Here is a 19,170-nt window from a genome sequence, read left to right as displayed (position 1 = left end):
ATGGATACTTTAGTTGCGTTTTGGAATATCTTAAGAAAAGACATTGAAAATTACTATTTAAAACCACCAAACATAAGTTGGGGGATTATATTTCCGCTTTCTTGGGCTCTTATGCTTTTCATGCGTTCACAACAGGCTGTAGAGATCATAGAAATCCTTCCGGGTCTTATGGCAATGAGTGTTTTATTTGGTACAACATCAATGCTGGCGGTGACCATTACTTTTGAAAGAAAGGGACGCTCTTTTGATAGGCTGCTGCTTGCTCCTATAAGTTTGAAAGTAATGGTACTTGCAAAAATTATCGGATCTGTGTTGTTTGGAATGTTTAATGCATTTGTTCCGATAATTTTTGGTGCATTTCTCTCGGATTTATCAGGTGTTAACTGGGGATTTGTTTTTATTGGAGTATTATTCATTGCATTTAGCTCAACATTGGTAGGTCTTGTTATTGCGGTTTCTGCAAAGGAAATATTTGAAGCACAAACTTACTCAAACTTTTTTCGCTTTCCAATGATATTTTTATGTGGGCTTTTTTTTCCTGTTTCAACCTTGCCAATATTTTTGCGTCCACTTTCATATGCACTACCGTTGACTTATGGAGTAGATATTTTACATATTGCTTTGGTAAAAAGTGGGATGATGAGTGTTTGGTTAGATATCTTGATCCTTAGTGTTTTTTCTGTGCTACTGTTTTACATAAGCATGAGAAATATACAACGAAAATGGATATTATAATATTTTCCCTTTAACGGTTATTTATACTTATTATTGAGGCACTTCTCGGATTTATACTTTCCAAAAGCATCTGCCGTCTTACAAGAGACGGCAGATGCTTAAGGTACAGAGTAAATGACAATACTAAAGTGATAGTGGAAGTGTATCTGCAAGGTTCCCTAAAACCCACAGGTCCGTTTGTTGTGAACACTAGCATAGTGATGAAAGTGGAAAATTGTCTCTTTCACTTAGCTTTTCAAAGACATTGTAGACGAAATTCTGGTCTATAATAAGCTAAACGGTTATATAGTATTATGATGCAACCGTTCAATTAGTAAATGGTTAATTTTACGATATATAGGAATAGCTGATAAACATTATATGAAATTTTTACTTTCATATTTAGAAGATAAATAAATCAAGTAAATCGCAAATTATATGTAACTATAGCAGTAAAAAGGCAAAAAGATTTTCAAACAAAAATCATGTCATCTTCATGCATCATATATTCTATGAGTACATAGATTCCTGCCCATAACGTAACTTCGTATTGTCCGATATATTCAAGATATTTTGGTTTAAAAGTAAAAAATGGAGTTACTTTACCTAATTGAACACCATCCTGAGAAATTGTCACGCCATTATTCTTCTGCCTTTCAACAACCAAAAGGCCGTAAATAGTTTCGACATCCATTCTATCTACGAGAGGCGGACGTAAGGTTAACCTTTGTAGCATTGTCCGGTCTGGGTTAATTGCAAAATGTAAATTTGCAGTTGCTATAGCTTTCTCATCTTTATAAATTACATATTTTCTTGATTCCTCATAGTTCCAAGTTCCCTTTTTTGCTGGTAGATTCACGATATCTGTTGTGTAAATGAGATTTCCTTTTCCATCATAGATTTTTTTAGATGCACCAATAAATTTCTTCTTGCTTATTTTTGCTACAGCTGTACCACTTTTATCTATTAATTGCCAAAAAAACAACCCTTTTCGTATTCGTAGTTTCATTTTGACCCTCCTATATCATCAAATAAATTGCTCCACCGACAATGCCTGATCCGAGCATGACATAAATAGGATTCGGTTTCCATTTCCGCAAAATAAATATAGCCATAGTAAATAATAAAACAGAAACCAAATTTATTGTTAGAGGATTTGTTGAAAACCCGTCTTCTCCCCAAACAGTCAACGTAAATATTGACAACCCTGCTGATGCAATCAGCGCTACAATGGTGGGCCTTAAACCAGACAAAACTCCTTGCACTAAGGTCAATTCTTTGAATTTAAAATAAATCCATGCCAGGAGTGAAACGATAATACAGGATGGAAAGATACATCCAACGGTAGCAATAATCGCCCCTGGTATACCTGCAATTCTAATTCCCACAAAAGTGGCTGAATTGATGGCGATAGGTCCGGGTGTCATTTCTGCAATGGTAATGAGATCGGTAAATTCCGTTAATGTCAGCCAGTGGTGTAAATTAACTACTTGATTTTGAATCAGCGGTATTGCAGCCATTCCACCTCCAATGCTAAACATACCGATTTGAAAAAAGCTCCAAAAAAGTTTTAAGAGTATCATTGAGAGTCACCGCCCTTTTGGACTTTTTTCATTTGAATCAGAATCTTTGCCGCTCCCATACACCCACACACTAAAACAATATATATAACGTTAATCCTAAAGAAAAATGTGGCAATAAATGCACCCACCATAATAATCATAGATACTATGTCCTTCTGCTTCAAGACATTACTTCCAAGATTCAAAACCACATCCGCAATTACAGCAGCAACGCCAGCTTGCATCCCTTTCAGAACCGCATTTACAACAATGTTATCGCGAAATGCAGTGTAAAAAATGGAGATAACAGAAAGAGTTATAAACGGCGGTAAAACTGTGCCTAAAATTGTTACCAGGGCACCCAATATTCCAGCAACACGATACCCCAGCAGTATCGCTGCGTTAACTGCAACTGCTCCTGGTGAGGATTGTGCAATTGCTGTTAAATTTAGCATTTCATCATCCTCAATCCATTGTAAATCATCTACAAATTTCTTTTTCATCAATGGTATAATGACATATCCTCCTCCAAAGGTAAAAGCGCTTAAATAAAAGGTAGAAATAAACAATTTTATATAAATGTTTTTTTTATTCTTCAAATCATTAGCCCCCTTTATTTTATTTTATAACTTGAAAAAGTATATATAAAATAGTATTATTTTATAAAGTTTATAAGATTTTTATTATAATAAGGTGATTCCAATGACATTAAGGCATCTGAAAATATTTGTCACTGTATGTGAAACCGGCAGTGCAACTGCAGCCGGAGAGAAGTTACATATTGCGCAACCTTCTATTAGTCTTGCGATATCAGAGCTTGAAGATTATTATGGGATAAAACTATTTGATCGCATTGCAAAAAGACTCCATATCACAGAAGTTGGAAAGAGCTTTCTTCAATATGCAGCACATTTTGTGGGACTTTTTGAGGATATGGAAAAGGAAATCAAAAACTTTGATGTAACGGGAATTATCCGTATTGGAGCAAGCATTACCATCGGAAATTATTTATTACCGGGCTATATAACTCAGTTTAAGCAAATACATCCTCAGATGTATGTTAAGGTAATCATAGATAATTCAGAAAAAATCCAACAATATATTTTGTCCAATCAGATTGATATTGGGTTGATAGAAGGTGTTGTCCATAGCTCTTATATTATAGAGCATAAATTCCGCGATGATGAATTGGTAATGGTCTGTGGGAACGATCACCCCTTTGCTAATCAAAAAAATATTGAGATTTCAAAGCTTCAAGGTGAAAGTTTTATTTTAAGAGAAGCAGGAAGCGCTGGGCGCGAAATCTTTGACAGTACAATGACCTCCCATGGAATAGAAATTTTACCAGCTTGGGAGAGTACAAGTACTCAAGCAATTGTAAGGGCGGTGCAGGCAAATTTAGGTATTTCCGTGCTGCCTTATTTACTGGTAAAGGACTCTCTTGATCGCAAAGATATCAGTCAGTTTCAGATAAACGGGATACGTTTTCAGAGAAGTTTTTCTGTCATTTACCATCAGAATAAATATCTAACAGAGAGTGCAAAAGACTTTATTGCACTATGCAAATAAAAGGATACCTCCTTCAGTGCTAAAACTGGGAGCGGTATCTTTTTATTTAATCATATATTTACCTGTATACACTGATGATTCTTTTAAGAGCTTTTTCTGGAGCACAATCATAATAATTCCCGTAATAATCAGAACCAATGATACTGCTTGCGATATTCTAAGCCCCGGAAATAGATAAAGGCTATCTGTACGCAACCCCTCAATCCAAAAACGGCCTAAGCCATATCCGATAAAATAAGTTGCTAAAAGCTGACCACTAAACTTTGTTCTTTTGCGAAAATAAACCAGTATGGCAAAAACGCATAAGTTCCACATGCTTTCATAGAAAAATGTGGCTTGGTGCCATTCTCCCAACTGCTCTATAAATACAGCGTAGGGGAAGAATTGAAGATCCGGGTTTGTAACGATATTGCCGAAGGCCTCCTGGTTCACAAAATTACCCCATCGACCAATTGCCTGTCCAAGAATTAAGCTAGGCACAACCATATCAACAAACCGGAAAAAAGGGAAGTGGCTGCGTTTTGAAAAAATAATCGCAGCTATGATTCCACCGATAACTCCTCCATATATAGCAAGACCACCTTCCCAAATAGCAATCACCTTTGTAAAGTTGCCGCTATACTGTTTCCATTCAAATGCAACATAATAAATTCTTGCGCAGATGATTGCGATAGGGAGTGCTAAAAAGAGAAAATCAAAGATAATATCACTTTTTAGGTTCTGTCGTTTTGCTTCACGGCAGGCAATCAAAAGACCAAGTAGAATCCCGAACCCAATAATAACGCCGTACCATGCAATATTTAGTCCATTAATGCCAAATAGGTTTTCTATATAATATTTATCTATCATAAATCCACCTTTCTAAAGTGTTTACAATGAATATAATTTTGAGTTAAATCAAGTTTTTTCTACTGCCACTACTACAGTGCATGAAGGTTATTTTATTGTATTATTTTATCACAGTGAGGTATTTACTTAAACCATAAAAATGTAGCATTAAATTATATTAACAAATATGAAAAGAATAAAACGAGAAAGACCTTTAGCAGGGATAAAATAGAAAAATCCTACAATGGAAACCACTATGAACAATATAACACGTTAAATGATGCATTGTAATGTTTTGAGTATATCTGTAATCAGTCATTATATTATAGGATTACTAAGCCAAATGAATTTTGAAAAATTACTATCGGGATTATACCGTAAGAATTTTTGCTGTAATAATAATGTCTTTATTAAATATTAAAAATATTTTCAACGTGAAATCTCATTAATATTCTCAGTTCCTATAAAAGGTATTTTACTTTTGGGAAATACAACCGATTCAAACAACAATTCATACGAGTTAAGACGTTATTTCAACAGGTTGCGCAATTACCCTAGGAAATATATGGAATAGGTGATACTATAGAGCCAGAGGTGATATAGATGAATGAAATTTCAATTCATAAAATTGGACAAGCATTAGGAGCATATGTGGCAAAAAAAGTTTCCAGAGCAGATCATACAGAGGTTCTATCTTTCGGTGCAGAAATTTTGGTAGGCAGCATTATTAAATTGAGTATTCTTTTTTCCTTTGCTTTTATCATGGATATTACTGTTGAAATTGCGATATTGCTTATCGTAACTGGCATCATTCGCACCTTATCAGGTGGGGCACATTGTTCAGCATACTATAGGTGTTTAGCAACAAGTGTTTTCATATTTACAGTATTGGGATATTCCATCAAAGTAAATTACACATTTATCCGGCAGTTACATCCTGCTATTTTACTTGGCATTCTCGTATTAACATTTAGTTTATATTGGATCTATCCTCCACAGGCTCCTTCCAATAAACCTTTTAAGGACAAGAAAATAGAATTAGCCTTCCACTGGTACACATTACTAACAGTTGTGATTTTATCTATAACTGCTATTGCCTTGGGGTCTAATAGCCTGCCTGCCTGGGTTATATCAATTGCACTGCTTTGGCAAGCTTTTACATTAACACCTGTGGGACATAGATTTATTGGCTTATGCGATTTCCTGCTTACTTTAAATAAGAAGGGAGGCGAATTAGAATGTTAAAATTTATTAGCAAATCTCTATTTCAAGGATTGGCAGCAGTGTTCGCTGTAGTGGCCATGACAAATATTGGAACAACGAGCATGTTTCTTATGTACCAGCCGGAGCCACCAAAGAACTTAAAAAAGTAGAAAAAACTCAAAGGCAACCGGCCATGGTAGTAGTATATAAAATATAACGGTAGTAAATTGAAAAGAAATTGAAGCCTTTATGGAATAAATTAAATAATGAGCGTTAATAGCAAACTTGTCGAAAGTCAAGGACGCAAAGCCAAAGGGTCTAAGGTGCTTAGTAACACTATGATAGCCTGGTTGCCGCATTTACTGTGTGTACTAAACCTGCCCGCTTTTCGTCTGGCAGGTTTTTCCCTTTTATTTTACTTGTTACGTATTGAGTTTTTAGATTTGATATCGTGTATTTGAATGTAGATAAGTAGGCCGGTGCAAAGGTTGTCGAGCTACCAATGTCTTCAAAATTGCAGTAACGGAAAACAAAAAAGGGTATCAGGCATCATTTAGTTTCCAATAAAGCTTTAACTGTTGCTGACAGAACCTTGAGATCGCGTTCATCACACTGGTAAAGCAAGCGAGTAATTTGATCTATCTCATTATTGGTATGTTTACCTTCAGGATAGAAAATTGCGTCAGCTGATATGCCTAATTCACGGATGAGACGAAAAAGAACACTATAGCTTGGCTTTTTATTTTCGTTTTCTATGGACATCAAATATCGGGGCGATATGTTTATTCTTTCTGCTAATTGTTCACGGGTAAGGTTATTGCTTTTTCTTGCAGCTTTAAGAATTTCACCTAAACTATCTAAATCGTTGTGCATCACTGGTTCACCTCCGATAACAGTTTACAGTTCCTGTTTAGGGGGTTAAACGATACATGAGAGCTAAAAAAATAATATAAAGTTATAATTAATAATGTACAAATAATATTAAATAAAAATGTACAAATGGTATGATTACAGGGTACAAAAGGAGGTACCCTAATGATTATCAAAAGTAGTATCATAACAGATTTAAATATTCAAACTGTCAAGGATCTTTATAAGTTAAAACCATTTATGGAGGACACAACATTGAAGGTTAATAAAAGCCAGATCGCAAGGGAACTTGATGTCGATAGGCGTACAGTTGATAAATACATTAATGGCTTTCATAAGGCCAAATCCAGAGAATGCGTGAATTGTATCACTGCTTACTATGACATTATCGCAGAGCTTCTATCTGATAACAGCCAGCAGATATTTTATTACAGAAGAGTTTTATGGCAATACCTAGTAGACAATCATTCTTATGAAGGGTCTTATGTGAATTTCTGCTACTATCTAAGAAAATATCCTGAACTAGACTCATATTTCAAAAAAAGCAGACCTTCAAACGCAAATAACGTAACCATACGTTATGAAACAGGAATGGGTCAACAAGCACAACTAGACTGGAAAGAGTCTATACGATTTACTCTTTCAACAGGTGAAATAATAGAAGTAAACATATTTGTATTATTGCTGTCATACTCACGTTTTAGAGTATACAGGGTATCTCTATCAAAAACACAGGACATATTATTTTCATTCCTTGATGATGCGTTTAACACGTTTGGAGGTGTTCCAAGTGAGATTGTCACCGATAATATGAAAACAGTTATGGATGAGCCAAGAACAGAGTATACAGAAGGGAAAATAAATATAAAATTTAAGCAGTTTGCGGATGATTATGGTTTTAAGGTGCACCCTTGTATTGCAGGAAGACCAAGAACAAAAGCCAAAGTAGAAGCACCAATGAAACTACTTGATGAGATAAGAGCCTACAATGGAAAACTTGATTACAAGGAACTTAATGAGTTGGTCACACGAATAAATAACAGAGTAAACATGCAGGTAAATCAAGGTACAGGTCGTATTCCATTAATGTATTTCAACAAGGAAAAAGCTTTCTTAGGAAGCTTACCAGCCGATACCATAAGAAAGCCTTATCAAATAACTCCACATAAAGTAAAAGTAAATTCATCCAGCATGTTCAACCATAATGAATGCCAGTATTCTGTACCACCAGAATACATTGGAAAAACTCTTACTTTACAAGTGTATGATGGTTACATACATGTTTATTATAACATGGAATTAATAACTATCCATACCCTTAGTAAAAAGAAACTAAATTATTTTACAGAACACTATACTGCTATAGCAAGAAAATCGCATGCATTTAAGGAAGAAAATATAAATGAGCGGGCAAAAGAAAACTTACAGGTTATAGGAGAAGTATATAGTTATGAATAACAGTACATACAACCAGCTATGCCGGAACATGGAAATTCTTGGTCTTGGGCAAATGGTAATTCATCTTGATGAAATATCTAATTTTGTGACATCCAACAATCTTTCGTTTACAGAAGGACTACTGAGACTTAGTAATTACGAAGTTGATTTTAAGGAGGCCAAAGCATCTAGATCTATGATTAAAGCAGCAGCATTTCCTTTTGTAAAGGAATTGAAAGATTATGATTTCAATTTTCAGCCGTCAGTAAATCAGCAAGAAATACAAGAACTTTGCACGCTTGGTTTTCTTGAAAGAAATGAGAATATAGTATTTCTTGGTCCAAGTGGTGTTGGAAAGACTCATCTGGCAACATCAATAGGAATAGCTGCAGCAAAGAAACGTACTAGCACATATTTTATCAAATGTCATGATTTATTGCAGCAACTAAAGAAAGCAAAACTGGAAAACAGACTTGATGTAAGACTCAGACACTTCTGCCATTACAGACTACTTATCATTGATGAACTTGGCTACTTACCCATTGATAAAGAAGATTCTAATATGTTTTTTCAGCTTATAGATATGAGATATGAGAGAAAAAGTACCATTCTTACAACAAACATGAATTTCAACGAATGGGATGGTGTATTCTATGACGCAGTTGTAGCCAATGCAATACTTGACAGGGTATTGCACCATGCACATGTAATATCTATATCTGGAAAGTCATACAGATTAAAGGATCATATGAAGCAAGGAGAATAGTTGTACATAATTATTTAATACTTTTTATACATTTTTCCTTGACAGTTTATAAATAAGAACTAATAGAGCGTACCATCAAATAACTCCATATTAGATATGGTTTACATTAAGTTATTAAGATAGACGATACCCGCCAAATAAAAAAAAGCGTGAGTTTGGCGGGGTTTTCGCATGTCTAAAGAATCCCCCTTCAGGCTTACGGGTTTGGAGGGTTTAATAATGTTTATCCAGCATAATACGAGGGGTCATCATCCGCTAATATATAGCGGTCGGGTTTGATAAAGCCGACATCATTTTTTGTCTCACAGCTAATCTCCAATTGTTAAAAAAAGCTCATTTTTATCACAGGGCAAATGTGGGCATCAAGTAGAACTAACAGAGCGTAATATTAGGAAACACAATAGCGCAGTTTTAGAAAAAGCTTATTTGTATTATATCCAAGTAGGCTTTTTTTGTCGAAAAAAGGAGAATTGTATCGGGTGCCGTTCTCCTCCGCCTCTGTTTTGGTTTTTAACTCAAAAAAATCAAAACGGAGGTTCATATATGAAAAAGATCAATTTAAGGGATTTATACCCGTTTTATAAATCTGACTTTTTTATTGAAATTGCAGATGAAGTTGTAGAACTGATCAAACAGATTGAGCGAAAAGAACATGCAGATTACGAGCGCATCCGGGTAAACAAGGCCTACTATTCTCTTGACGCTGATTATGGAATAGAAAGAGATATTGTTCTGCTTGTATTTTCACCGGAAGAAATCTATGAACGAAAACTGAGCAAACAGGAAATATATGCTGCTATCAACAGCCTGCCGGAAAAACAGGCAAAGCGTATCTATGCGCATTTTTTTCTTGGCATGAGCAAAGCAGAAATAGCCAGGATTGAGGGTGTTAACAAATGTCAAGTATCCCGTTCAATTGAAAAAGCATTAAAGAATATTGAAAAGTTTTTAAAAAAATTTCTGTAAGGGGTGCAACTTTTGGCCAAAAAATCTGCTGATTAGTAGAGGGACATATACTACCCCCTCAAGTGTTCTTTGATAATTGAATAAGTGTTTATCCGGTACTTTCCCCGTATGTCCTGAGAAGGAAAGCCAGATTGCAGGTACGCCAGGACCACCTGCCGGTATAACGCCAGTTCCGACCGAAGGATCAATTCCGTTTATGGACTGGATGAAGGTAAGGTGTGAGCGAAGAATACTTATGCAATAAAAAGTGTTGGTTACGCTTTTGGCGATAACGCATACGGAGGCATAATGATACTTGCGCATAGTCGAGGTTAAGTCCCAGAGTGCGCCCCGGTCGCTGACGGGGAGGTGTGATTCCTATGAGGACGGTCAACCGCTGTCTGCCGGATATAACATAAATATATAAAAACCAAAACAGTAACGCAGGATAGGATTGCGCCTGTTAATGAAAGCATGTGTATATATGCTGTTCAAACTATGGCGCATTTCCTACTGCGAATCTGAAAATTAGAAGTATTTGTGATTGCTGATAAGGAGGGTCTTTATGAAGGGTAAATTGATTCGATACAGTATGCAGATTGCCATGTTGGGACAATTGTTGTCTTTGGCTCTGATAACTGAGAAAGAATTTTCTCTGATTAAAAATAAACTTATGCAGGATTACGGTGTAGTTTCAGACCTGACTTCTTAATTTGCACATTTGGCATATAGGTAGTTGTTCATTATACTGGTTTCGTAATAATCATTTTGCGAAGGAGGACTTTTAATGCATGAAGTTGAAGTAATAAAAGCGAACAGAAGAATATCTGACCGTACTGCAGGAAAAGTAGCGGATATTTTGCGTGTAGCTCCTTATGCAAGAGTTAGTACGGATTCAGAGGAACAATTAAACAGCTATAAATCACAGGTTATGTATTACACAGACTTAGTGAAAAAGCGTAAGGATTGGGTATTGGTTGACATCTATGCTGATGAAGCGATAACAGGTACCCAGGTTACAAAACGTGAAAATTTCCAGCGTATGATTAACGATTGCATGGATGGTAAAATTGATATGATCATAACAAAATCCATATCAAGGTTTGCCAGAAATACCTTGGATACCTTGAAATATGTCCGGATGTTGAAGGAAAGAAATATAGCTGTATTTTTTGAAGATGAAAATATCAATACATTGACAATGGATGGAGAACTGCTGCTTGTCATATTAAGCTCAGTGGCGCAACAGGAAGTAGAAAACATATCGGCCAATGTGAAAAAAGGCTTGAAAATGAAAATGAAGCGAGGAGAACTGGTTGGCTTCCAGAGCTGCCTGGGGTATGATTATAATCCTAATGACAAGAGTATATCAATAAATGAAGCGGAAGCTGATATTGTCAGATACATATTTAATCGGTATATTGATGGTGCGGGTGCTTATGTCATAGCAAAAGAGTTAACCAGTCTTGGTTATAAAACCAAAAACGGTAACACAGAATGGCATGATACAGCAGTATTAGGAATTATTAAAAATGAAAAATACAAAGGTGATGTTTTGCAGGGTAAGACTTTTACCGTTGATCCAATTTCCAAGAGAAGACTAGACAATTATGGTGAGGAAGACCAATTCTATATAAAGAACCATCATGAGCCAATAATAAGTGAAGAAATCTTTGAAAAGGCTCAAGCAATCTTAGACAGGAGAGGTGCAAAACGTCGCGGAGTAGAAAAGGGAAAACGTGAAAAATACAGTAGGCAATATGCTTTTAGCAGCAAGCTGGAGTGTGCCTTTTGCGGAAGTAATTTATCGCGCCGGAACTGGCATAGTGGTAGTGATCATGAAAAGGTTATCTGGCAATGCGTAACTGCTACAAAAAAAGGCAAGAAATATTGTCCGCCAAGCAAAGCCATTGAAGAAAAAATTCTTGAGGGTGCATTTGTTGAATCATATAAACTGCTATGCCATAATAATTCAGATGTTCTGGATGAACTTATAGAAAGGATGGAAAGTGTTCTTAGCAAAAATGATTTTCAAAAACAATTAGTAAGAGTAGAAAATGAAATTCATGCTATTGAGCAGAAACGTAATAGGTTGATTGATATGCGTTTAGAGGAAACGATTGATAAAGCCACTTATGAGAAAAAATACAGTGAATTGGAATCAATTTTAGAAGGATTATTAACAGAAAGGGAACAGCTGGAGCAATCCTCCAAGGAAGAAATTAACCTTGAAAAACGGATTGCACATTTTCGTAAGGTACTAGAAAACAATGAAATTTTAAAGGACTTTGACCGTTGTGTGTTTGAAAGTATTGTAGAAAAGGTTATTATCGGAGAGATTGACGAGAATGGAAATGCTAATCCCTACAAGCTAACCTTTGTATATAAGACCGGATATTCTAATGCAGTGCAGAGTAAAATGCATAAGCAGATTAAAAAAAAGAAAAATGATAATGGAAATTTGCCTTCCTATTCCTCACCCAACACACGTTGAGACGGTTGTATTGATGTCAAGGGTTGAGAAATAGATGGCTGAAAGTGCCCATAAATAAAGGGTTTCCAGACATTGAACTTTTCTTTTGGCTGCTTAGCCTGAAGTGACAATGTCAGGAAACCCTTATTTTTATTGTTTGCGGGAACATATCGACCGCCCTGAAAGTGATAGGGCTGAGTTGACAGATTAGATAACGGGCATTTTTCATAGGGGTTGAGGAGACAGGATAGATGTAAACTTCTGTTTAATTTTCCTCACTGTTTTCTATTTCTTTCAATGATACCCCGTCTTTCGTTTTCCATTCTACCAGTCCATTTACATGGCCCCCGATGACAAAAGCAGCAGCATATGATGGACTACGGAATAAGATATTTTCTTGAAGAATTCCATTTTCATCTATTTTGGCTCTTTGCCTACGTTCTTTAATACCTGGCGGAATACTCTCAGAATCTATAGTTTCAATATGACTACCTTGTAAGACAACAAAGCCTTCGTTTGTACGCTTACAGCTTGCCTCAATTACTTGTCCGCTCTTACGACTTTTTCGTTTCATAAAGAGAAGCAATTCTTCTTCAGGAACCTCCTCAGTGATAGCTGCTTGAGGTTTATCTGTTAGAGGTTCAAATAATTTGTGCCCAAGAGCGCCCATTATAATCTTAGCGTAATCAATGAACTCTTCAAGTTCACTTTCTTTTTCCTCAGTTATATTTCCGGGAGAAGGATCATTTCCGTTTTTCACGACATACCGATTTGCCTCAATTGCAAGCCTACAAAATCGGTTCTCAAGGTAACTAATCTCTGTAGGACCAAATGAATTATTGGATGTAGTAAATATAACAGCCTCTGTCCAATAATCTTTATCAGGATTTCGCTTATGTTCTATCAACCGACATAGAAGACCCTCACCATTTTTTCGTACTCCAGCTTGACCAATATACACTATATTGTCATCTGTTTGATCGGAAGTGCCAAATAGGAAGTAAACACCACTCTGTGATAAATCTTCGCGTCCCTTGCATTTATCTAGTTCTGTGCGTGGTATTTTGTATGCTACGCCTGTCCAATTAGCCAGTGTGCATTTGATTCTACCATTTGGTGTACCGTCCATTAAAAATAGATTTATACTTTTTCCACGTGTAGCCATAATACTTTACCTCCGCTGCATAATAGCTTATTTGTTATTCGAATCATTGGAAGGAGTTTCAAATGGCTTTCCTTCAGGGTTGTATGTTAAATTGAAAACGAGATCCGACAGCCATTTCTTAAACGAAGGATTATCATTAAACTGCTTAAATAACTCCATGTTGTCGGCCATTATACTAAATATAACAGACTGAAGGGCGCGTTCACTTTCCATACGTGCATTTTGCTTGTCAGAATTTTTCATTGCATTAATATAGCGCTCATCTTTTGTGACCATTCCCGGTATTTCAAGAATTTGACGGCGAACATTATCAGCATCGTTCCAGTCTATATTGCCGAACAAATCATTAAATGATGAAAGAATGCTAGAAAGCAAATCCATTTCTGGCTCTACTATGCCGCCTACACGACCAGCAGGTACAGGGCCAATCTCAGCGTCAGTATCTTCTAATACAAGAGACATAGAATCGCGAGCTTCCACTCGGTAACTATCTAAATCAATTGAATCTAGTATTCCTTGAGATAAATCATCTTCTTTAGGAGAAGGGAGTTTAGGTACCAATAAGTTTAGGAATATTGATAGCTTTTCCCATTCTGCATTACCGTAAGGAAGAATAGCTCCAAGGAAGCCGTATGTTCGAACAAATGATTTTGCTGCACTTTTGAATTCAATTTTTCCTTCATCATCAAGTTCTTTGTAAATAGCAGTACATGCATCGAGGATAGGATCTAACCTATCACGATCTGCACCATTTAAGTACAGTTCAACAAGCGAATCAACATGTTCATTTTCGTATACTTGATGAGCTTCCATAATTGCTATGAGATCATAAAGCTTGTTCGGATCAGTCTCATTAGACAGAATAGTGGTCCGATAATATTTTGAAAATGCTGCTTCAATGGTCTCTGTCTTATTCGCAAAATCCAGTACAAAGGTATCATGTTTCTGAGGATGAGAGCGGTTCAGTCGAGATAGAGTCTGAACCGCCTTTATATCAGACAGCATTTTATCTACGTACATAGTATGGAGTAGTGGTTCATCATAACCCGTTTGGAACATATCAGCCACTATAAGAAATCGATATGGATCCTTGCGGAACACCTTCTCGATTGTATTATCTGGGAAGCCATTAATGGCCGCAGAGGTTAAAGCTTTACCCCCATATTCTTTTTCTCCGGAAAAAGCAATAATAGGTTTATAAGGACTACGCCTGTCAGCAAGGCATTTATTAATTGCATAATAGTATTCGATGCAGCGTTCTATACTGCTTGTAACCACCATAGCTCTAGCTTTTCCGCCGATTTTCCCTTTTGAAATAACCTGATCATGAAAGTGGTTCACCATAATTTCTGCTTTTTGTGATATGGCAAACTTATTACTTTCTACAAATTGACGGAGTTTCTTTTGTGCTTTTTTCTTGTCAAATAAAGGATCATCTTCAATGGTTTTAGCAAGCCTATAGTAACTGTCTACTGGGGTATAGTATTCGAGTACATCTAAAATAAAACCTTCTTGTATTGCTTGTTTCATCGTATATACATGAAACGGACGATGTTTGATTTCATCACCGTCTTGGTATGGGATACCAAACATTTCAAGTGTTTTGTTTTTAGGAGTAGCAGTAAATGCAAAATAGCTGGCGTTCTTTAGCATTTTGCGTCCTTCCATAAGACGGTTGATTTTATCTTCGAAGTCTTCCTCTTCTCCAGTAACTTCACCAGATAATACAATATTCATCTTAGCGGACATATTTCCGCTTTGTGATGAATGAGCCTCGTCAATAATTATGGCGAAAGAGCGTCCTTTGTGTTCTGAGCCAATACTATCAAGAATAATAGGAAATTTGTGGACAGTAGTTATTATAATTTTCTTACCACCATTTATTGCTTTCCTTAAATCATCAGAGTGTTCTGCCCATGCTACAGTATTAGAAACTTGCATAAACTGTTTTATCGTATCCCGAATTTGTTTATCAAGTATTACACGATCTGTAACAACGACTACAGAGTCAATGATGGCTTTTCCATCCTTTTCTAGCCCTACGAGTTGATGGGCTAACCATGCAATAGAATTTGATTTTCCACTACCAGCACTATGTTGAATTAAGTATCTTTGGCCGACACCATTATGACGTACATCTGCAAGGAGACTTTCAACAGCAGACAGTTGATGGTAACGAGGGAAAATTTGTGTATATGTTTTCTTTTTTGTTTCCTGGTCTACTTTTTCAACAACTTGAGCGTAATTTTCGATTATATGTGCAAGCATATATTTCTCAAGGATTTCCTTCCATAAATAATCTGTCATTATTCCAGAAGGATTTGGAGGGTTGCCGGCCCCATCATTGTACCCTTTGTCAAATGGCAAGAACCAGGAAGCTTTACCATCAAGCTTAGTACAGAACTTGACTCTTGCATCATCTACTGCAAAATGAACCATGCAGCGTTTAAATTGGAAAAGCAGTTCCTTCGGATCACGATCCGTTTTATATTGGTAAACAGCATCATCAACATTTTGCTTTGTAAGTTGATTCTTAAGCTCGCATGTTATAACTGGCAAGCCATTGATAAAAATGCACAAATCAAGGGCAAGACGAGTCGCATCTTTTGAATACTGCAGTTGTCGTGTAACACTGAAAATATTCTGCTCAAATAGAGCTTTTGCTTTTATGTTTCTCTCACTTGGTGTTAGATAAAACATAACCAGGTCAGCAGGATAAACCTTAATACCATTACGAAGTACATCAATAATTCCGCGTTTTGCTATTTCACCACGCAATCGGTTTAGAAACTGAGCCTTTTTTAAGTCGCTTTTAAATACACCGAGTTTCTCCATTTCATCTGGCTGCGTCGCTGAAAGAAAACGAAATAGGCGTGTTTCATCAATAGCATAGTCACGGTTATAGTCAGCATTGCTGCCTTGTTCATAACCATTTTGATTTACAAGCCAATCTACAATCAAAGATTCCAGACCACTTTCTCGTGTATTAGTAGCAGTCATTTATTCCACCTCCGTTCTTGTTATAACAATGGATTAATAAATTGAATTAGCGCCGTAATTGCCGCAGCAAACTCAGCGGTTCCTTTTAGCATTTTCAATCCGGAAACTGCAGTTTTTATAAAACCTTTTCTAGGGTTTTCAGATTTTATTTCTTCTTCTATAACTTCTAAATTGCTATTCAAAATTTCAGCATCTTCGTTTGATAAACCATCAGCAGTTTTTCTCACTGCTTGTATCAACTTTTCAAGTTGGGTAGTATCAATGCCCACTGTATTGGTTGCTGAAATGGAAGCATTGTCGTTGGCAATATTGACTTGTCCATTTTGTACTGTAATTGAATAAATAATTTTTTCATCAACTCCCATATCAATTCCTATCTTGGTTAAGTATCTTTCTATATGGTGAATTAATACCATAACAACTCGGTCGTTGAATCCTTTGATTTTGTCTTGATATTTTTTTGAAGACGAATATCCAAAGGCAACGCCTAGATGTATTTCGATGTTATTTTCAGCAATATAGTTTAAGATTGCAAAGACATTTCGAATCTCTTCTTCATCTGTATCTCCAAGAGAAAAAATACATCTTCCGTAAGAACGACTAACTTCGTCAAACTCTTGTTTCAAGTCTTGATCACAAACTCCACAAGCTATAATGTAATCAATAATAATAGGTGTATTTTTAATAAATGCAATAAATTTTGATAGCACATTTGTATAGTCGTTGAAATCAGCTTGTAGAAGACGACTAGAAATACTGTTGAAATCATACATGATTTTTCTTAAGTCTGCTCTATTCAACTTCATAATTTTTCACCCCACAAAACGGGCAGTAGCACCCGGTCATACTTAGAATAGGCTTTACTTTGGCAGTGCGCTTGCAACACGGAAATGATACGATTTCTAGAGCTTCAATGCCAGAACGAACTGGATTTTCAGGCTCATGCTTGGGACGTTTTCCAGCCTTAAAAGTAACAGGTCCTTTCCTAAATTGACGCTCCATTTTTTTAAATTCTTCGTGGATCATGTCCATCGCCTTGTTTTGCGCCATTGCCATAGCCAACTCTAATACATCCTCTGTAATGTAGTCTTCTCCTACAAGGCCACAACTTGGACAAAAAAGTTCAAGTACGCCATCGTCCTCAATATCAGAAGGAGTAGCTTTGAAGAAAGTACCACAGTTGGGGCATTGCAAAAGTATATATCCATCGTTATCTGCTGGTATAGATATTTCCATATGAAAATCGTCGCTCATGTTATTCCACCTCCATTTCTCCGTCTTCTTCATCTAAGACGAGATTATCATCAATTTCATCGTCGATAGTTTCATCAGAGTCGGCTTCATATTCAGGTATTTCGATATCACGTAAATCGACTTTTCCCGTTACCACATCGGAAATAAGGCGGGTACGATATTCCTCTAAACGAGTAACTTGGTGTTTGATTGATAAAATTCCTTTATCTAATAGAGTTGTTTTTGATTTAATTTCATTATAAAGCTGTAGTTGTTCTTCTATTGTTGAGGGGAGAGCAACTTTTAAGCTTAATAACTTTTTATCGTTTATTGCAGGATAAGAAACACCTATTGAATTTTTTATTACCTCATTAACAAAGTAATCGGAGCTCAATGCATAAGATAATATTTCTGGCAATACTGTTTCTTTGATAGGTGATAGAACAGAAAAGCCAGTGGAAACAATACAATGCTCTATATCATGATCAATAAAACACATAGAACGAAGATAAGTTCTAACTGTTGAAATAATAGTATCTCCATACTTTACAATTCTTCTTGCTCGTGAAGGAGCTTCATCAAATCTATAATGTACGGGTTCTTGTTTAACATAGCCAAAACCGACAGAACTAATATCTAAATAATCAAATTCAAAATCTGCTTCAGTTGACGAGTTAAGTGATTGTAAATTGCTTTTAGCCCAATATTTTAAGGGTTTAACACTCCACGAGGATGGAATACTCCCTAGCCCGGAAATTCCACTTTCCTTCAACTTAGCGTGGGAATCTAGCCCCTTTGTAAGTGCGTTATTGATAATAACCTGCTTCTGTTCATTTAATAATGCAATCTGCTTTTTCTTTGCTCGAATTAGTTTATTGATTTTAGCAAGCTTCCAGTCAAGAAAACGCACGATCTGGTCTTGTTCCTCAATGCTTGGAACTGGCAGATATATAGATTTCATTTCTGTATATCTAGTTGTCCACAGGTCAGCAACAATTCCTCGACCATTTCTGTAAAACTCTTCGATAAAATAATGGCTTTTAAGCAGATAATGCATATATCGACCATTAACAAAAGAGCGTGGCTTTAACACTATGTTAATTAGTGAAACAGAACCATCATAATTGGATATGCCGCTGGAACCTCTTCTATCCGAACGACTATTTATTACAAAATCTCCTTTTCTAACAAGTTTACGATTATCACCATTATTTGTTTTTGCAACAGTAGCAATTTGAGGGACAACCCCAGCTTTACTTACAGAAAGAGGTGAATAATCCTTATCTGATACTTTTTCACTTCTTTCCACAAAAAGTTCACGTATTTTATGAGATTCCCAGTGGTCTGGGATACTATTAAGCCATAGAGCAGGTGTTTCTTTATATTTCGCATAGGGTTTCAACAT

At 36.2% G+C, this 19,170-nt stretch carries 19 protein-coding genes and 1 riboswitch; of the genes, 9 read left to right on the top strand and 10 right to left on the bottom strand.

All coding sequences use genetic code 11. The features are described from left to right. On the top strand, nt 1-735 hold the full coding sequence (locus tag EHE19_RS15915; RefSeq protein ID WP_014256555.1) for an ABC transporter permease: 735 nt from the start codon (nt 1-3) through the stop codon (nt 733-735). 451 nt (nt 736-1,186) lie between these two features. Here the strand turns inward: EHE19_RS15915 and EHE19_RS15910 are convergent, their stop codons facing one another. From EHE19_RS15910 to EHE19_RS15900, 3 genes are read right to left on the bottom strand one after another with little or no spacing between them, the layout of a single operon-like run. After that, complete coding sequence (locus EHE19_RS15910; RefSeq protein ID WP_137698948.1) at nt 1,187-1,723, bottom strand: hypothetical protein; 537 nt, start codon at nt 1,721-1,723, stop codon at nt 1,187-1,189. 10 nt (nt 1,724-1,733) lie between these two features. Beyond that, nucleotides 1,734-2,297 carry a chromate transporter gene (locus EHE19_RS15905; RefSeq protein WP_014256553.1) on the bottom strand — a complete coding sequence of 188 codons (564 nt, stop codon included), beginning with the start codon at nt 2,295-2,297 and terminating at the stop codon, nt 1,734-1,736. Continuing rightward, nucleotides 2,294-2,875, bottom strand: coding sequence for a chromate transporter (locus EHE19_RS15900; RefSeq protein WP_027622055.1), 582 nt, complete (start codon nt 2,873-2,875; stop codon nt 2,294-2,296). The genes EHE19_RS15905 and EHE19_RS15900 overlap by 4 nt, the downstream gene beginning before the upstream one ends. Nucleotides 2,876-2,978: 103 nt before the next feature. Between EHE19_RS15900 and EHE19_RS15895 the strand changes: the two genes are divergently transcribed. Continuing rightward, nucleotides 2,979-3,845, top strand: coding sequence for a LysR family transcriptional regulator (locus tag EHE19_RS15895; RefSeq protein WP_137698947.1), 867 nt, complete (start codon nt 2,979-2,981; stop codon nt 3,843-3,845). 42 nt (nt 3,846-3,887) lie between these two features. Here EHE19_RS15895 and lgt read toward each other — a convergent pair whose 3' ends face one another. Next, on the bottom strand, nt 3,888-4,694 hold the full coding sequence (gene lgt, locus EHE19_RS15890) for a prolipoprotein diacylglyceryl transferase (protein ID WP_137698946.1): 807 nt from the start codon (nt 4,692-4,694) through the stop codon (nt 3,888-3,890). A 582-nt stretch (nt 4,695-5,276) separates the two neighbouring features. Between lgt and EHE19_RS15885 the strand changes: the two genes are divergently transcribed. Together EHE19_RS15885 and EHE19_RS20000 are read left to right on the top strand one after the other, a co-directional pair. Further along, nucleotides 5,277-5,918 carry an accessory gene regulator ArgB-like protein gene (locus tag EHE19_RS15885; RefSeq protein WP_137698945.1) on the top strand — a complete coding sequence of 214 codons (642 nt, stop codon included), beginning with the start codon at nt 5,277-5,279 and terminating at the stop codon, nt 5,916-5,918. Next, nucleotides 5,912-6,046 (top strand): cyclic lactone autoinducer peptide, encoded by a 135-nt coding sequence (locus EHE19_RS20000; RefSeq protein WP_083225165.1) that lies wholly within the window; start codon nt 5,912-5,914, stop codon nt 6,044-6,046. The genes EHE19_RS15885 and EHE19_RS20000 overlap by 7 nt, the downstream gene beginning before the upstream one ends. Before the next feature lie 98 nt (nt 6,047-6,144). Continuing rightward, nucleotides 6,145-6,234, top strand: a riboswitch (cyclic di-GMP riboswitch). 191 nt (nt 6,235-6,425) lie between these two features. Here EHE19_RS20000 and EHE19_RS15875 read toward each other — a convergent pair. Beyond that, entirely contained in the window at nt 6,426-6,749 is a 324-nt protein-coding gene (locus tag EHE19_RS15875) for a helix-turn-helix domain-containing protein (protein ID WP_244648401.1), read from the bottom strand. Between the two features lie 162 nt (nt 6,750-6,911). Between EHE19_RS15875 and istA the strand changes: the two genes are divergently transcribed. The 5 genes from istA to EHE19_RS15850 all read left to right on the top strand — a co-directional run bounded on the left by istA (nt 6,912) and on the right by EHE19_RS15850 (nt 12,388). Beyond that, on the top strand, nt 6,912-8,204 hold the full coding sequence (gene istA, locus EHE19_RS15870) for an IS21 family transposase (RefSeq protein ID WP_190530273.1): 1,293 nt from the start codon (nt 6,912-6,914) through the stop codon (nt 8,202-8,204). Then, a complete protein-coding gene (gene istB / locus EHE19_RS15865; protein ID WP_190530271.1) occupies nt 8,197-8,949 on the top strand; it encodes an IS21-like element helper ATPase IstB in 753 nt (250 codons plus the stop codon). The genes istA and istB overlap by 8 nt, the downstream gene beginning before the upstream one ends. Nucleotides 8,950-9,492: 543 nt before the next feature. Then, nucleotides 9,493-9,915 carry a sigma factor-like helix-turn-helix DNA-binding protein gene (locus EHE19_RS15860; protein WP_137699137.1) on the top strand — a complete coding sequence of 141 codons (423 nt, stop codon included), beginning with the start codon at nt 9,493-9,495 and terminating at the stop codon, nt 9,913-9,915. A 544-nt stretch (nt 9,916-10,459) separates the two neighbouring features. Then, a complete protein-coding gene (locus EHE19_RS15855) occupies nt 10,460-10,606 on the top strand; it encodes an SHOCT domain-containing protein (RefSeq protein WP_014256545.1) in 147 nt (48 codons plus the stop codon). Between the two features lie 75 nt (nt 10,607-10,681). Then, complete coding sequence (locus EHE19_RS15850) at nt 10,682-12,388, top strand: recombinase family protein (protein ID WP_137699136.1); 1,707 nt, start codon at nt 10,682-10,684, stop codon at nt 12,386-12,388. Nucleotides 12,389-12,632: 244 nt separating this feature from the next. Here EHE19_RS15850 and EHE19_RS15845 read toward each other — a convergent pair whose 3' ends face one another. The 5 genes from EHE19_RS15845 to EHE19_RS15825 are packed head-to-tail and all read right to left on the bottom strand — an operon-like array spanning nt 12,633 to nt 19,170. After that, nucleotides 12,633-13,532, bottom strand: coding sequence for a GIY-YIG nuclease family protein (locus tag EHE19_RS15845; protein WP_137699135.1), 900 nt, complete (start codon nt 13,530-13,532; stop codon nt 12,633-12,635). 27 nt (nt 13,533-13,559) lie between these two features. Next, the gene (locus EHE19_RS15840) at nt 13,560-16,532 is read right to left on the bottom strand and encodes a type I restriction endonuclease subunit R (RefSeq protein WP_137699134.1); all 2,973 of its coding nucleotides are present in this window, start codon (nt 16,530-16,532) and stop codon (nt 13,560-13,562) included. Nucleotides 16,533-16,552: 20 nt separating this feature from the next. Further along, a complete protein-coding gene (locus tag EHE19_RS15835) occupies nt 16,553-17,338 on the bottom strand; it encodes a hypothetical protein (protein ID WP_198963675.1) in 786 nt (261 codons plus the stop codon). After that, nucleotides 17,325-17,819 carry a TFIIB-type zinc ribbon-containing protein gene (locus tag EHE19_RS15830; RefSeq protein WP_244648258.1) on the bottom strand — a complete coding sequence of 165 codons (495 nt, stop codon included), beginning with the start codon at nt 17,817-17,819 and terminating at the stop codon, nt 17,325-17,327. The genes EHE19_RS15835 and EHE19_RS15830 overlap by 14 nt, the downstream gene beginning before the upstream one ends. Next, nucleotides 17,788-19,170 (bottom strand): restriction endonuclease subunit S, encoded by a 1,383-nt coding sequence (locus tag EHE19_RS15825; protein WP_137699132.1) that lies wholly within the window; start codon nt 19,168-19,170, stop codon nt 17,788-17,790. The genes EHE19_RS15830 and EHE19_RS15825 overlap by 32 nt, the downstream gene beginning before the upstream one ends.

The organism is Ruminiclostridium herbifermentans (genome assembly GCF_005473905.2).
Taxonomy (GTDB): Bacteria; Bacillota; Clostridia; order Acetivibrionales; family DSM-1351; genus Ruminiclostridium; species Ruminiclostridium herbifermentans.
Note: the sequence above shows the minus strand (reverse complement) of the source record. Positions and strands in the feature narration are given on the sequence as shown.

Bases quoted from the DNA above. Each gene is read 5' to 3' on its own strand.
- EHE19_RS15875 (WP_244648401.1), bottom strand. From the start codon at position 6,749: ATGCACAACGATTTAGATAGTTTAGGTGAAATTCTTAAAGCTGCAAGA.
- EHE19_RS15825 (WP_137699132.1), bottom strand. From the start codon at position 19,170: ATGTTGAAACCCTATGCGAAATATAAAGAAACACCTGCTCTATGGCTT.
- EHE19_RS15855 (WP_014256545.1), top strand. From the start codon at position 10,460: ATGAAGGGTAAATTGATTCGATACAGTATGCAGATTGCCATGTTGGGA.
- EHE19_RS15830 (WP_244648258.1), bottom strand. From the start codon at position 17,819: ATGAAGAAGACGGAGAAATGGAGGTGGAATAACATGAGCGACGATTTT.
- EHE19_RS20000 (WP_083225165.1), top strand. From the start codon at position 5,912: ATGTTAAAATTTATTAGCAAATCTCTATTTCAAGGATTGGCAGCAGTG.
- EHE19_RS15895 (WP_137698947.1), top strand. From the start codon at position 2,979: ATGACATTAAGGCATCTGAAAATATTTGTCACTGTATGTGAAACCGGC.
- EHE19_RS15905 (WP_014256553.1), bottom strand. From the start codon at position 2,297: ATGATACTCTTAAAACTTTTTTGGAGCTTTTTTCAAATCGGTATGTTT.
- EHE19_RS15915 (WP_014256555.1), top strand. From the start codon at position 1: ATGGATACTTTAGTTGCGTTTTGGAATATCTTAAGAAAAGACATTGAA.
- EHE19_RS15845 (WP_137699135.1), bottom strand. From the start codon at position 13,532: ATGGCTACACGTGGAAAAAGTATAAATCTATTTTTAATGGACGGTACA.
- EHE19_RS15860 (WP_137699137.1), top strand. From the start codon at position 9,493: ATGAAAAAGATCAATTTAAGGGATTTATACCCGTTTTATAAATCTGAC.
- istB (WP_190530271.1), top strand. From the start codon at position 8,197: ATGAATAACAGTACATACAACCAGCTATGCCGGAACATGGAAATTCTT.
- EHE19_RS15835 (WP_198963675.1), bottom strand. From the start codon at position 17,338: ATGAAGTTGAATAGAGCAGACTTAAGAAAAATCATGTATGATTTCAAC.
- EHE19_RS15840 (WP_137699134.1), bottom strand. From the start codon at position 16,532: ATGACTGCTACTAATACACGAGAAAGTGGTCTGGAATCTTTGATTGTA.
- EHE19_RS15910 (WP_137698948.1), bottom strand. From the start codon at position 1,723: ATGAAACTACGAATACGAAAAGGGTTGTTTTTTTGGCAATTAATAGAT.
- EHE19_RS15885 (WP_137698945.1), top strand. From the start codon at position 5,277: ATGAATGAAATTTCAATTCATAAAATTGGACAAGCATTAGGAGCATAT.
- lgt (WP_137698946.1), bottom strand. From the start codon at position 4,694: ATGATAGATAAATATTATATAGAAAACCTATTTGGCATTAATGGACTA.
- istA (WP_190530273.1), top strand. From the start codon at position 6,912: ATGATTATCAAAAGTAGTATCATAACAGATTTAAATATTCAAACTGTC.
- EHE19_RS15850 (WP_137699136.1), top strand. From the start codon at position 10,682: ATGCATGAAGTTGAAGTAATAAAAGCGAACAGAAGAATATCTGACCGT.